The 13,694-nt window shown below is 52.6% G+C and carries 11 protein-coding genes; 1 reads left to right on the top strand and 10 read right to left on the bottom strand.

Annotated elements, in window-relative coordinates; translation table 11 throughout:
- Positions 1 to 65 precede the first annotated feature (65 nt).
- From H5T67_02830 to dnaA, 9 genes are all read right to left on the bottom strand, one after another.
- Complete coding sequence (locus tag H5T67_02830) at positions 66 to 866, bottom strand: hypothetical protein (GenBank protein ID MBC7244254.1); 801 nt, start codon at positions 864 to 866, stop codon at positions 66 to 68.
- Positions 842 to 1,261 (bottom strand): hypothetical protein, encoded by a 420-nt coding sequence (locus H5T67_02835; protein MBC7244255.1) that lies wholly within the window; start codon positions 1,259 to 1,261, stop codon positions 842 to 844. Before H5T67_02835 ends, H5T67_02830 begins: the two co-directional genes overlap by 25 nt.
- 41 nt (positions 1,262 to 1,302) lie before the next feature.
- On the bottom strand, positions 1,303 to 4,203 hold the full coding sequence (locus tag H5T67_02840) for a TIR domain-containing protein (protein ID MBC7244256.1): 2,901 nt from the start codon (positions 4,201 to 4,203) through the stop codon (positions 1,303 to 1,305).
- A 72-nt stretch (positions 4,204 to 4,275) separates the two neighbouring features.
- A complete protein-coding gene (locus H5T67_02845) occupies positions 4,276 to 4,884 on the bottom strand; it encodes a hypothetical protein (protein ID MBC7244257.1) in 609 nt (202 codons plus the stop codon).
- Entirely contained in the window at positions 4,862 to 5,044 is a 183-nt protein-coding gene (locus H5T67_02850) for a hypothetical protein (GenBank protein ID MBC7244258.1), read from the bottom strand. The genes H5T67_02845 and H5T67_02850 overlap by 23 nt, the downstream gene beginning before the upstream one ends.
- Positions 5,045 to 5,095: 51 nt before the next feature.
- Positions 5,096 to 5,560 carry a toll/interleukin-1 receptor domain-containing protein gene (locus tag H5T67_02855; GenBank protein MBC7244259.1) on the bottom strand — a complete coding sequence of 155 codons (465 nt, stop codon included), beginning with the start codon at positions 5,558 to 5,560 and terminating at the stop codon, positions 5,096 to 5,098.
- 33 nt (positions 5,561 to 5,593) lie between these two features.
- Positions 5,594 to 7,336 (bottom strand): NAD-binding protein, encoded by a 1,743-nt coding sequence (locus H5T67_02860; GenBank protein MBC7244260.1) that lies wholly within the window; start codon positions 7,334 to 7,336, stop codon positions 5,594 to 5,596.
- 99 nt (positions 7,337 to 7,435) lie between these two features.
- Positions 7,436 to 7,819, bottom strand: a complete 384-nt coding sequence (locus H5T67_02865) for a TIR domain-containing protein (protein MBC7244261.1) — start codon at positions 7,817 to 7,819, stop codon at positions 7,436 to 7,438.
- Positions 7,820 to 8,385: 566 nt separating this feature from the next.
- On the bottom strand, positions 8,386 to 9,789 hold the full coding sequence (dnaA, locus tag H5T67_02870) for a chromosomal replication initiator protein DnaA (protein MBC7244262.1): 1,404 nt from the start codon (positions 9,787 to 9,789) through the stop codon (positions 8,386 to 8,388).
- A 513-nt stretch (positions 9,790 to 10,302) separates the two neighbouring features.
- On the opposite strand from dnaA, the gene H5T67_02875 reads away from it, so the two are divergent.
- On the top strand, positions 10,303 to 12,195 hold the full coding sequence (locus H5T67_02875; GenBank protein ID MBC7244263.1) for a carboxypeptidase regulatory-like domain-containing protein: 1,893 nt from the start codon (positions 10,303 to 10,305) through the stop codon (positions 12,193 to 12,195).
- Between the two features lie 6 nt (positions 12,196 to 12,201).
- Here H5T67_02875 and H5T67_02880 read toward each other — a convergent pair whose 3' ends face one another.
- Entirely contained in the window at positions 12,202 to 13,443 is a 1,242-nt protein-coding gene (locus H5T67_02880) for a threonine synthase (protein MBC7244264.1), read from the bottom strand.
- Between the last annotated feature and the right edge of the window lie 251 nt (positions 13,444 to 13,694).

The following is a 13,694-nucleotide window of genomic DNA, read 5'->3' on the forward strand; positions in this document are numbered from 1 at the left end:
CGAATGCTCTTGCAACGCTATAGGATTTGCCCACATGGTTCTCCCTGAATTGATTACCCATCAGATCACTCATACACCCCTGCCCCGAGCACACTTACACCTTCCATATCCAGCAAAGTGTCCCGTCGGCAGATCTCTCCACGAACGAGCACCCACAGGGTATGCCGCTTGTCCGCAATGTCCACGCCAGCAGGTAAAGCAGCTTTGATCTGCTGGATAAGTGGGGAGCGGGTAGCCGCCAGGCACGCTGCACCGGTGCCCAGGCTATGCGGCCCGGCCAGGACCATGGCGAGACGTCCCGGATAGTCGGGATGCGGCCCGCGGACGATAATCCCGTGATCCATAACGTGGATAAGTGCTCCTTCCGTACCCAGATACTCCGTCCTACCTTCAACTATCTCCGTTTGGCCATTCCTTGTTCGATAGAGAGCAGTCAGATAGTCCCCCTCCTCCTTCTCGCCGGGAGTTGCTCCGAGGGTCCAATTGGGTTCGCGACCCTTTTGTAGGCGTTGCAGCATCTCTCGAACGGGTGGGTTGCTCTTCGGAGAGCCAATGAGATAGAGATTCAAGGGTCGGCTTAGCAAGTCTGGAGGGCTATACTGCCCTGATACCAGCTCCACACCTCTGCCCTCGCCCATAATGCACCCAAAAGCAGAGATGAGACCCAGAACTCCCAAGTTGTCACCAAATGTTCGTTGGTCATAGGCTTGAGCGCGAATGCGGCTATCTTTGCCAGGGTATCTAGGGCTTGCGACAATGTAGGCTGGCGTGGGTATGTCCGCTTCCAACATGTCCCGCAGCAGGGCAATCTGCGAGTTCACCCGCGAACGCAGATGATCTGCTAAGCGCTTGTCAAAGATCTCCATTGCTTCCCGGCTGCCACCATAGGAGATGACTTCCCTTCCTTCAGATCGGTGGGCACCTCGACCCCTTCCTCGACGAGCAGCAACAACGGTTTCTGCATACCCACTGCATAGCCTACTTCATAAAACACATTAGCGCTAGGGGTGCTAATTTCGGCAATTACCAGTTCTGCCCTTTCAATCAGCAAATGAATCTTGGCCAGCAAATCATGGCCTGCGCCATGCACATCGTCGGCGCGAATCGCCGTAAGGCCCACCGCCTGATGCACCACCTCGCGGATATGCACGAAAAAATCCCACCTGGACTTGTAGGGCATCACCACGAAAACATAGGGCTTGCCCTGGGTAAGCTCTTCAACGATATGCCCAAGAGCATACGATGATTCTTCTCTACGCATAATAACTTCCCTCCTTTAGAGCGCCTTACCGCATAACCCGGCTATGGAGTCGGAGCGGACGGCCTGCAAAGGTCCGCTAGATTTGGGCATGCCGGCCGACATGGTTCGTCCCCCAGGAATTGCTGCCATTCCTTTAGGGTGAGGTTGCGATTGGCAACGCGACAGGCACGGGCTTGCCATGAATCCAGACTCACATCCCAGAGTACGATGGTGCCATCTAGGCTGCCAGACACCAAGGTGCGGCCATCCGGGCTGAAAACTACACTGTCTACAGCAGACCTGTGGCCAATAAGCGGCCTACCTATGACGTGGCCGCTTTTCACATCCCATAGGATAATAGAGTTGTCCTCCGTGGGCGGGGCTACCTGGCCGCTGCCCGATGCCAATACTTGACCATCTGGACTGAAGGCCACACTATGCACCCCTACGCTATGGCCCTTGAGAGGCGAGAAAATAGGTTGACCGGTCGTGGTATTCCACAAAATGACAGTAGAATCTCCTCCGCCTGATGCTAAAATATAGCCATCCGGGCTGAAAGCAACGTTGTTGACCCAAAAACTATGCCCGCGCAATGGTTGGCCAAGTGGCATCCGTGTGGCAACATCCCAAAGGATGATCGTTCTGTCCATGCCACCGGAGGCCAGCATCTTCCCATCTGAGCTGAATGCCACGCCTTGTACCTCTGCAGTGTGACCGGTTAATGGCTTACCTAGCGCTTGGTGCGTAGCGATATCCCAAAGGATGATGGTTTTGTCCGCGCTGCAGGAGGCTAACATCTGCCCATCCGGGCTGAAGGAAACGCCCATGACCGATCGTGTATGGCCTGTCAAAGGTTCGCCAATGGGTTGCTGGATCGCAATATCCCAAAGCATGACAGTGTTGTCCTCGCTTCCAGATGCCAACATCTGGCCATCTGGACTGAAGGCAAGGCTGGTTACGAAGGACTTGTGTCCCTTCAAAGGCTGGCCAACGGCTTGGCCTGTCACAGGATTCCACAAGATGATGGCATAATCCTTCCCCCCTGAGGCAAATGCTTTGCCATCAGGGCTAAAAGCGAGGCCCCCGGTATAACCAGCCTGCCTGATGACAAGCCGGGCAAGTGGTTGGGACAAAATCTGCTTCGTGTCCCATAACATAATCAAGTTCCCGCTGCCTGCGGCCAGTGTTGCTCCATCAGAACTGAAAGCTATAGTCGGCACTCCTTCGGCATGCCCAGTGACCAGCGCACCCAACGCCTGATGCGTATGCGCATCCCACAATGTTACCGTGCCATGTCCGCTACCTGAGGCCAACGTTTCTCCGCTGGCATTGAAAGCTAGGCTGAACACCCCATCGGTGTAACCAATGAGAGGGATCTCACTTATTGCATCCCCAGATGAGACATCCCATATCATGATGGCGTCATCAGCATCCCCACCTGACAACAGCGTCTGCCCGTCTGGACTGAAGGCTATGCAAGTCACATAATGGCTGTGCCCCTCCAGGCGTGGCATCAGTAGCTTGCAGGAGGCAACGTCCCAAAGAACAATGGTGCGATAGGCGCCTGCTGCCAATATGCGTCCATCCGGGCTGAAAGCGATTTCCTGCACCATTCCCCAGTGAGGCCCAAGCGGCTGACCAAGCGCTTCTCCCGTTGCTACGTCCCATAGAATCACAGTCTGGTCATCGCTGCCAGACGCCAACGTCTTCCCATCTGGACTGAAGGCGACACTGAGCACATGGTGTTTATGTCCCTGAAGGGGAGCAAGGAGAGGCAAGCCAGTCCCTACATTCCACAGGATAATGGAACCGTCGGAACTGCCTGACGCCAGCATTTGTCCATCCGGACTGAAGGCCACGCTGTTAACTGCGTCAGTGTGCCCAGTGAGGCATCGTCCGCTGGATTCAGGATGCGCTATGTCCCAGAGCATAACGCTGCCATCCGCACTGCCTGAGGCCAGCATATTTCCTTGCGGACTAAAGGCCACGCTGAACACGTAAGAGGTGTGGCCATGCAGAAAAGCAATAAGCCCCGGGCTGTGCTCTAATGCATCAAGCAAGCTGGCTCTAGCTTCTACCGTATCGGTAATGCGGCTGGCCTCAACAGCCAACAGCAGCGCTAGGTCAAGCTGGTCAGAAAGGTAAGTTCGCGCCTGCGCTGCCAACTGGCGAGATAAAGCGATGCGACGCTGTTGTTCTGCATTATCCTTCTGCTGGATTGCCTCAGCTTGCGCCGTAGCGCGTACTCTGGCTTCCTCAACAGCAATAGCCTTCGCCTCCAGTGCCTCGTTGCGCTGGCTCCAGGCAACCAGTGCCAGAACGGTTGACACTACCAAGCCCAATGACACCGCAGCAAGCGTGGCCCTCTGCCGCTTTGTTGCTGTCTTGCGGCTGGCAAGGATGTACTCCACATGCAGCGGAGTTGGCGTGGGTGCTTTTGTCGCGCCTTGGCTCAACCATTCCTCTGCCTCCTGGAGATCTCTGCCGCGCAGCGCAAAGCTATTGTCCTGCCCTTTACTGTCCCACTCTTTAGCGCGCACGAGGAGCCGCGTATGCGCGCGCACCCAGTCGAAATCCGCTTGAATCGCTCGCACTAGCTTGTCGAAAGCCTTCTGGAAATCGTCCTGTTCGCGGAAAAATATCCAATTGAGCGAAGCTATTTCAGGTGGCAGAATTTTGGGGTCTATATCATGCAACAGCACGGGTACCAATCGTTTGTGGTTCCTGAGGCCGTGCTCGATCTCTCTGCGGCAGACCTCCGAATGGACCGACGTCTGGCTGACAATGAATACCAGTATATCAGCCCCTTCAATGGCCCGATACACCTCTACCAGCCAATCTGCACTGGGGGGAATGTCCTCCCAATCAACCCATATGTCAAGACCCCTGGCTTTCAAGGCTTCGTAGAGCACACGCGCAAAAGCAATATCTTTTCGTGAATAAGAGATAAAGACGTCTGACATTTGGTTGCCTCCCAGGCTTTGTTCTTAATGTCCTCTCCAATAAGGAGGGCTTAGCAACCTTGCGCAGCCACTTCACTGTTCCAGCTTCTGGTGCAATTGCTGGTAGTATTCCTCATCGGCAGGGGAAATGTAGATACCGGCTCGCTTCATGCCGGAAAGGATTTCATACGCTCGTCGCCACCACTCAAGGGCTGCGGGGTCACCAGAATGTTCCAGGACATCCGCGATCCAGCAACAAGCTACCCACAGGTCACGCTGCCATTCGGCGTTGGAGGGATCGGCTGCAGCCAGCCGTTCGGTTATGGTGAGGCTGGCACGGTACTCAGTCAGCGCACCTGCCAAGTCCCCCTGCGTCTGCAACACGCGTCCTATGTCCTGGTGGCTGACCGCCAGGTCCTCTTGCCACAGGTCATTGGAAGGGTCAGCCGTCGCCAAACGCCCCAAAATTGTCAAACTGGCGCGATACTCCGTCAGCGCACCCACCAGGTCCCCTTGCACTTGCAACGTCCCACCTACCTTGCTGTGGCTGACTGCGAGTTCACGCTGCCAAAGAGCGTTGCTCGGATCCTCTGCCGTCAGACGTTCCATAATCACTAGGCTGGCTCGATATTCTACTAGGATGTCCAGCCGCCCCGTCGGCTCCAGTAGTTCCCGTAGGTCATACAACAGGAACTCCAGCACCGACTCCGCCTCTAGACGCGACCGCCTTCTTCCGCTGCTCGTTGGCATACCACGCCAGTCCGGCAAACACCAGTACCAGAACCAAAGCCACCGCCACTGTCATCTGCAGGCGACGAATCTGGCGCTGCGCATCGCGCTGCTTCAGTACATCAAAACTCACCCCCAGCATCCCCGCCAGCAACTTGAGCTTGGCATTGCTTTTACCATCGCCTTATGGACGGGCATCGGCTGCGATGGGCTCGATCTGCTTCAGTGCCGCTGGAAAGCACTCCTGTGCATTGCCACTGTGAGGTTCGCCATCCACGACCAACGCCAGGACGCGGTCGCTGCGTCCTAACTCGCCAAATACCTCGATCTCGCGATTCACCCACTTAGACTGTGCCGCATGCGGCGAGCAAACAATGATCAGATAGCGCGAGGCGCGCAAGGCGTTCCCGATTTCGCGCCCCAGGTCGGCAGTCGCCGCGAGTTCCGCGCGGTCGAGGAAAACGGGGTGGAAACGCTTTGGAGCAGGCTCCCTCGCCGGCGTTTCGTGACCGACCAACTGCGCTGGTATACCATAGGTCTCAATGGCGCGGTGCAACCACCTGGCCCACCTTTGGTCCTTGCTGCTGTAACTGATGAATGCCCAGCATCGGTATTCCTGAGCAGCGTGTGTTGTTTCAGACCTGGACAATTCCTTTTCAGTAAAAAGCCTTCCATCGGGCCTCTAGTTCAGACGGTACACTTGTAGCCCAGCCCGTGCGAGGACGCGCGGCAACTCGCAAACCATATTCCGATCCTTTTCTTTCTCGTATTCAGGCAGCTCCTCCCAGGGAACCAGGATTGGGCTGGTCTTTCGCTTCATGTTTTTGGGACCTAGAGCATAGGTCCAGCCCGCACGTAGCCGCTCTTCGACAAAGCGCTGATGCTCCATCTGTGCCATCCGCTCCACTTCTTCCGCTGTAAACTGGAACCGTTCCGCATCCCAATCGGTTAATGGTGCTATACCATAACCGACCGCCTTTAACTTCACCATAATGTGCTCCGCCTGGCACCGGTTCGATTCCCTGAGCTCCTCTGGCAATTCCTCCCAAGGGACCAAGGAAGGGTTAGTTTCAGGAATCTCACCTAATTCTTGCTGATGCCGCACATAGCTCTCGTGAATGGCGCGAGCCAGTATTTCATGCGTACCTCCGAGGATCAGCTCTGGGCTGCAGGTCCGATCCAACAACCCAAACGCATGCAGTTTGTCGCAGTCATCCCCTTGGGAACCGCGCAGAAGCATTGCCAACCCACTCTCATGTGCCATGCGCACCACAATGGGAATTCGTCGCCCTCTGATGCACTGCAGCAGCGCCAACCCCGCTCTCAGGCCCAGAGAATCATTATCCAAGCACACATATATTGCCGTTACATCGCAGCGCCCCTCAGAATCGAACAAAAATGGGGCTTGCTCGAACTCAGGCCAGCGGATATCCATTTGCAGAGCAACTAACTCGCAGGCATTCCTCAATTTCGGATAACGTAGGTATAGCAACTCCGCTTTACGCTTTGCTTCCCAATCCACGATACTCATCCGCAAAGGGCCATTGCTTGGTGCATATTTGCTCCACCAATCTCTGGCCATATGAACCACTAGGCTCTCCCCCATACGCCCCAGCCCAACGACCAGCACATGGGGCTGATGCATCAATAAGCCGTCCATATTAGTGAAGGGTGGGTGTTCCTGCAAAAGAAGGCGTGCTCCGCGGTCGAAGATATTGAATAACTCCAGCCGATACGAAGGAAATGGTGCGATTTCTTGCTCGCGGAGCAAGTGGTACAGTCGCGGATCCACGATATGAACAAAGCACTCTACTGGACGTCCTTGTCGCTGTGTAGCCAGCTCTTGCACGCGAACAGCAACTTCGGCATTTGTGCTGTCATCTCCACAGACAGAGAGCACATACTTCGCTTTAGGCACTCCTGCCCACCGTAGTAACTCGCGCTCCCTGGCGTTCCCTAGGACCACGATTGCGTCTTCTTCCCGGCATAGTGCGATGAAGTCGTTGCCCTCGTCCTGCTCGATTACTACTACATGTTCTCCTTGCTGCAGAAATCCTCGGGTCAGGAGCAAACCCATGCGTCCCAACCCGCAAATCACCACATGATCGTGCATAAAACGCAGGCGCAACGACTGTAGTTGCTGATAAAATAAACTCGCCAAAGCCTGCCAGACAGTATAAGCAGCAATTGCCGGTGCCAGCAGCCGCGCTACTTGCAACTCCCAACTGATCGGTGGAGAGACTGCGCCAGATTGCAGAGGAAAAAGCTGCAAAGTAAGGTAGAGGAGATCAAGAGATGAACGTACCTGACCGAGGTCTGCAAAATGCTTGATGAATCCAACGTACCCCAGACACAATGTCACCAGCCATAGTCCGAGCGCCACAAACCACTGATGTTCATACCATTTGTGCAGAATCTTTCGCAAGATTGTGTGCCATCCTTCCTGCATTCAATACATCTGATTTTCCGTGTCCACCCTGCACTCTCGACCTTTCGCTTCTCTTTTACCTCAACACTTTGGCACTCAAAGTGCTGAATATAAGAAAAACGATTGCGTCAAGAACGCGATTGAGGAGGCACTGCTCACTATTTGATGCCATAATGGCTGCCGAGTTTGGAACTGACTGTGAATTACCTGGCTAAACATGGGGATAAAGAGCTTGCCAGATTCACGCGCACGCATTATTTCGTGCCTTGCCTGGTCGGAGCTAAGCGAGTGTACGGAGACAATGAGCACAACACTAGCAAGTTGTTCGAGAGCTCGTCCTGTTTGCACCACATAGGAGATACTAGGGATGCTAGCTCGTTCATGGTACCAAATGGCATATTCGCCTGCCTCCCAGCCCTGTGCGATCTCCAATGCAACTTGGGCAGTTTTTTCCATGTGCCTGATGAAAATATCGGCCATTGGCCGCTCCTATCGCGCCGCAATGGGCCGTGGCAACTAGATAATTTCCACGGAGAAGATCTTAGTATCGCATCAACTCAACGATACACGATGTAGATATTATCATATGTTCAGAATCACGTCAACTTTTCGTGGTATGCAACCGAAAATCAAGTTTAGCAAATTCCATATTCGTTCGATATCAATAACTGATTAATGTACCTTAATAGTAACAGTAGAGGATGTTAACAAGTGGAGAAAGGTTTCTATTTCTTCACAGTTCTCGGTCGAATACCATTCTTAGTGTTTATGCGGAGCGAGTACTACCAGGGGTAGGCGGACATCAACAGAGCAGAAAACGAGTTGTGCACACAAGCTGTGGATAAATGCAGAACAAAGTGCAGTATGGCGCAAAGTTATGAATTGCAGAATACCACGCTAGCACTTGAGAGGATGTAGAAATTGCACCCTACAGTTAGGGGAGCAACGCGCTAGAGAATATGGGGCAAAAGAATTCCAAGGGGATAGTTACCCCCAATAGCGATGTAGTTATCCACAATAATCAGGTAGTTATCCACAAGCTATGGCTAATGGGTTGTGGATACACGCTCTTTGTACAATTTCTCTCTAATAGCAAACACCTCTCGGCGCAACTGGTCATCCTCTTCTATGCCGATCTGAATTTTCTCACAGCCATAGAGCACAGTTGTGTGATCTCGCCCGCCGAGCATTTCACCGATCTGAGGAAAAGAACAACCGAGCTCTTCTTTCAGTAGGTACATAGCTACTTGACGGGGAAGGGCAATGGAGTGACTGCGCTGTCGGCTCTTTAACAAATGTAGATCTAGACCGTAATATTCACAGACCGCTTCCAGCACTTGATCAGCCGTGAGCGACTCAGCCCGTGTCAGGATTCCCCTTAGTGCTGCAGCTGCCATCTCTACAGTGGGTGGTACCTTGGTCAATACAGCGTGTGCAACCACTCGATTGAGCGCTCCTTCGAGTTCACGTACGTTGCTTGGAAACTTTCCGGCAATGTAATCAATCACCTCAGGTGGGACTTGAACAGACTGTAGTTCAGCTTTTGCACGCAGGATAGCAATGCGAGTTTCTAGGTCAGGAGGCTGTATGTCAGCGATAAGACCCTGTTCGAATCTAGACTGAAGGCGTTTTTCCAGTGGCTTGATGGCCCGTGGCGGACGATCACTGGACAGCACGATCTGTTTTCCTGCCTGGTAAAGCGTGTTGAACGTATGGAAAAATTCTTCCTGCGTGCTCTCTTTACCAGCGATGAATTGAATGTCGTCGATAAGCAGGATATCAACCTGGTTTCGATATTTAGCCCGGAACTCTTCTGTACTCTGTGCGCGGATAGCGTTGATCAACTCATTGGTGAAAGTCTCGGAGGAGATATATAATACAAAGGGAGTGGTGGCCAGGGCCATATTGCCAATAGCTTGTAACAAATGGGTCTTGCCTAAGCCAACACCCCCATAGATAAAAAGAGGGTTATACTTCTTTCCAGGGTTTTCTGCCACAGCTCTGGCGGCTGCGTGTGCCAATCTATTTGAATTGCCAACGACAAATGCATCGAAAGTAAGCTTCGGATTCAGTCCTGTATACTCAAGTGATCGTTCTGAATGCCTTGTCTTTGGCGTTGTATTGGCAATGTGAGCCGAGAAAATAGGGGCTTCTTCAGGTTGAATCTTTAGAGGCGCCTTTTCCTGCGCGGTTTTCCTGCCATGCCGTGCATGGACGATAAACTTGACATCTACTGTGTGGCCGACGATGCCTATTAGGGTGCGTTTGATGGTGGTGAGCAGTCGGTTCTCTAACCAGTCTTTGGCATAGGCGTTGTGCACTCCAATCACAAATATTCCATCTTCATAGCTAATCACGTGGGTGTTTTTGACCCAGGTATCAAAGGTGGATTTGGTTAACTGCAATTGCAACTCACCGAGCACTGCTTGCCATGCCTGATCTGCGTTCATAATCGTGTCTCCCTGCCGTTTGCTTTCATCAAGTAAAACACAATCAGAGAGCCAGGGTTTGCACAGAATACCTGTCTAATGGCGACAAGAAAGAAGAGCAAAATGAGGAACATAATTGCTCTATGAAAACGTCTATAATTATGAAGGACGCGGAAAGGAGTCCCTCCACTACACTGCGTACGATTGTAAACTGTGGGCTTCTTTTTGGCAACGCCAGACCAGCCGCTACTAGCGCCTCTTATCAAGTTGTATCTTAAGCAGGGATACAACCTGTAGTAGGTTAAAACGAAAGCTAACCTAATTGTATAGTTTTCGCTTTTGGTAACTTGGGTAAAAGATGCTTATCTAATTTTAAGAATTCTTATCGTCAACGTTGGGGAGGAGCGAGTAGTTTTTCATTATCACAGTCCAGACTTGGAAGTCTAATTCATCATCCTTTTGGTACAAATGCGCCGATTCATATTCATAGTTTTCATTCTATCATTTATATCCCTGGTAATGGCGCTCCTTTTCATGTTGCATCCTCGGCAGGTTCGTGGAGTAGTCAGCGATGCACTAACTGGTGAGGGCATTTCTGGTGCGGTTATTCAAACTGATGAGAGTACCCACTATTCGGATAGAGGAGGCAGCTTCGCTTTGGGCTGGGTACACGGCATGCGAACCATTGCTGTGTATGCGGATGGTTATCAACCTGTGCAGATAGAAGCGCCCAAAGAAAGATTCCCTGGCGAGACTGTTCATTTGACTGTATCCTTAACGCCAACCATTCTATCAGGGGTAGTGCGTGATGCCGAGACAGGGGTTCCTTTACCAGGTAGTGCGATAGCGGCGGGACTTCTTTCTAGTATTGCCGATGAACAGGGGTACTATGTCCTACAAAGGCTCAAAACAGGGACAGTACTAAGTGCATCCATGCCAGGTTATGAGCCTTGCGCCACGATTTTCAATGGACAGAAAGCACAAGATTTTGCCCTACAGCCTACAAAGACCAAAGTAGAGGTATTGGACCTTTACTCCGGACAACCTATTTCTCATTCGCTCGTGCTATGTGGTTCTGCCCAGTTCGTAACGGACGAAGATGGCATCGTGATTATCAAGCGTCTGCTCGATGGAGCGCATCTCTCTATCCAGGCTGCTGGGCATGAGGCAGTGGATTATACCTACAATGGGGACGATGACATTTCCGTCAGGTTGCGACCGAACACGCTCAAGGGCACAATCAGAGATAGTACAGACGGTCATCCCCTAGCTGGTGTCGCAGTGACGGTGATCTCAGCCGGCGAGGTGGTTACTTCTACAATCACCGACGCAGATGGACACTATGCTCTGCAAGATTTGCCTGCTTCGTCTATACTCGTCGTTGCAGCGGTGGACTATGATCGTTTGGAGATGCCGATTGGCCCGGTCACGGAGATGGACATCAATCTGCAGCGATTCGAGGTCAAGGGGATCTATATGCCCTTGGGTCTTTTGACCAGTGAGAAAAGGGTACGCGAGCTCATCGAACTAGTGGAACGCACGGAGCTGAACGCAATTGTCGTGGATGTGAAGAATGACCGCGGTTGGCTGGCCTATCCCAGTGCTTTGCCCAAAGCGCAGCAAAGCGGAGCGTATCAACCCAAAGTAATGGATATCAAGCAATTTCTGGCACTTTGCAAGGAGAAGGGAATTTACACCATTGCCCGACTAGTAGTTTTCAAAGACTCAACCCTGGCTGCTGCTTATCCAGAACTGGCAGTCCATAAACCTGATGGCGAGTTATGGGTTGATTTCGAGGGTTCAGCATGGCTCGACCCCTTTCTGGCAGAGGTGCAAGATTACAACATTGCCATCGCCAAGGAAGTGGCTATACTCGGCTTTGACGAGCTACAATTTGACTATTTGCGCTTTCCATCGGATGGGGACGTGAGTACGCTCCGATATGCGCAAGAGAGCACACCGGAATCGCGTTGCAAGACCATGCGCGAGTTCTGTGCTCGGTTACGCAGCGAGCTTGAACCGCATGCGGTGCTGCTATCGGCAGATCTCTTTGGATTGACCGTCTGGGTCTCACCAGAAGAAGACATGGGCATTGGGCAGCGGGTCATTGACATCGCTCCCTACATGCACTATATCTCGCCCATGCTCTATCCAGCGACTTTTGCCAGTGGCAGCCTGGGCTACGAGGAACCTCTCTTATATCCCTATGAAGTAGTCTATCGCAGTTGTATTGAGTTGACTAATCGCACCAAGACTCGCGTGCGTCCCTGGCTGCAGCACTATTCGTGGAACAATGTAACCTACGGCATAGAAGAGATGCGCTTGCAAAAGCAAGCAGCAGCCGATGCCAAGACCTATGGTTGGATGTTCTGGAACGCAGCTGGCAGATATGAAGAACAGTCTTTTGATATGGCGAAAAGGGAGTAATCGGGTTCAAGCTAAGCTGGACATGAGTTTGTGCAGGGCTTCCATGGTCGGCTCGATCACATAGGGCTTGCCCACAGCCTGGATAGCGCTCTGCACATCCTTGAGTCCGTTGCCCGTGACCAGCACCACAATTCTTTCCTCGGGATTGATCTGTCCTTGCTGAAGCATCTTGCGTAGGCCGGCAAATCCGGTTGCTCCCGCCGGTTCAGCAAAGATCCCCGCACCCTTTCCCAGTATGCGTATGGCTTCCAGTATCTCCTCGTCGCTCACGGCGACGAATTGCCCACCTGTTTGCCGCACAGCACGCAGCGCTTTTATGGCATCGCGAGGCACGCCCACGGAGATGCTGTCGGCGATGGTATTGGGTACAATGGGGGTAATCGTCTCCGTTCCCTCCTGCCAGGCCTTGACCAAAACCGCGGAGCCTTCCGCCTGTACTCCAATGAGTTGTGGCAGACGTTCGATGAACCCCAAAGCATATAGATCCCTTAGCCCTTTCCACAGTCCGCCGATGATGCAGCCATCACCCACTGAGACAAAGATCTTGTCCGGGGGTTGCCATCCCAATTGCTCGCAAATCTCCAAGGCAGCGGTCTTTTTCCCTTCGGACAAGTAAGGATTATAGGCGGTATTGCGACTGTACCATCCGTACCGGGCGGATGCTTGCAGGCACAGGTCGAAGGCCTCATCGTAAGTGCCGCGCACCATAATGACATTCGCACCAAAGACGAGCAATTGGGCTACTTTCGCCTGCGGAGCGCGCTCTGGGACGAAGATATACGTGGTCAATCCCACGCTGGCTGCCAGCCCGGCCAGGGATGAGGCAGCGTTACCGGTAGAAGCAGCGGTCATGATGTCTTTGCCGTGTTCCCTCGCCTTGGCAATGCCTATGGCACTGGCACGGTCTTTGAACGAAGCAGTGGGGTTGCGTCCATCATCTTTGATATAGAGATGCATTAGTCCCATCTGTGCTCCCAAACGAGGTACGTAGTAGAGCGGAGTCCAGCCTACCTGCAAATTGGGAATCCATTGCCGGTCTGCAATGGGCAATAGGTCGGCATAGCGCCAGATGGAATAGTCGCGATTATCGGCGAGATGTGCTTTGGACATGCGCTGTCCAATAAGCCGATAGTCGTAAACGACATCGAGGATGCCCTCGTTGCCATGTTTGGGGCAGACATACTCTACCTCATGCACCGCGTATTCTGCGCCGCAGAGCACACATTTCAATCCCAAGACGTGTTTCAATGCTCAACCTCCTTTCTGTCCGAATTATAGATGCTGTACACCGTGTGTCAATTGGTCACAGAGCCGCATTTTGCAAAAGCACAATTCTTGTGTAAGATTTTGGCACTCTGAATCTGGAGGACATCAGTGCCAATTGTGGACGTGGAACGATCAGGAGCTCTCTCAGTCGTCCTTATGTCCATACTGATATTGCACAGCCCTTGTTGGTGGAATCAGCTCACACACAAAAGATTGTAAAAGGATACCGGAGC

The organism is Chloroflexota bacterium (assembly GCA_014360905.1).
In the GTDB taxonomy this organism is placed as follows: domain Bacteria; phylum Chloroflexota; class Anaerolineae; order UBA2200; family UBA2200; genus JACIWX01.

Bases quoted from the DNA above. Each gene is read 5' to 3' on its own strand.
- H5T67_02830 (MBC7244254.1), bottom strand. From the start codon at position 866: ATGGAGATCTTTGACAAGCGCTTAGCAGATCATCTGCGTTCGCGGGTG.
- dnaA (MBC7244262.1), bottom strand. From the start codon at position 9,789: ATGAACGCAGATCAGGCATGGCAAGCAGTGCTCGGTGAGTTGCAATTG.
- H5T67_02840 (MBC7244256.1), bottom strand. From the start codon at position 4,203: ATGTCAGACGTCTTTATCTCTTATTCACGAAAAGATATTGCTTTTGCG.
- H5T67_02865 (MBC7244261.1), bottom strand. From the start codon at position 7,819: ATGGCCGATATTTTCATCAGGCACATGGAAAAAACTGCCCAAGTTGCA.
- H5T67_02835 (MBC7244255.1), bottom strand. From the start codon at position 1,261: ATGCGTAGAGAAGAATCATCGTATGCTCTTGGGCATATCGTTGAAGAG.
- H5T67_02875 (MBC7244263.1), top strand. From the start codon at position 10,303: ATGTTGCATCCTCGGCAGGTTCGTGGAGTAGTCAGCGATGCACTAACT.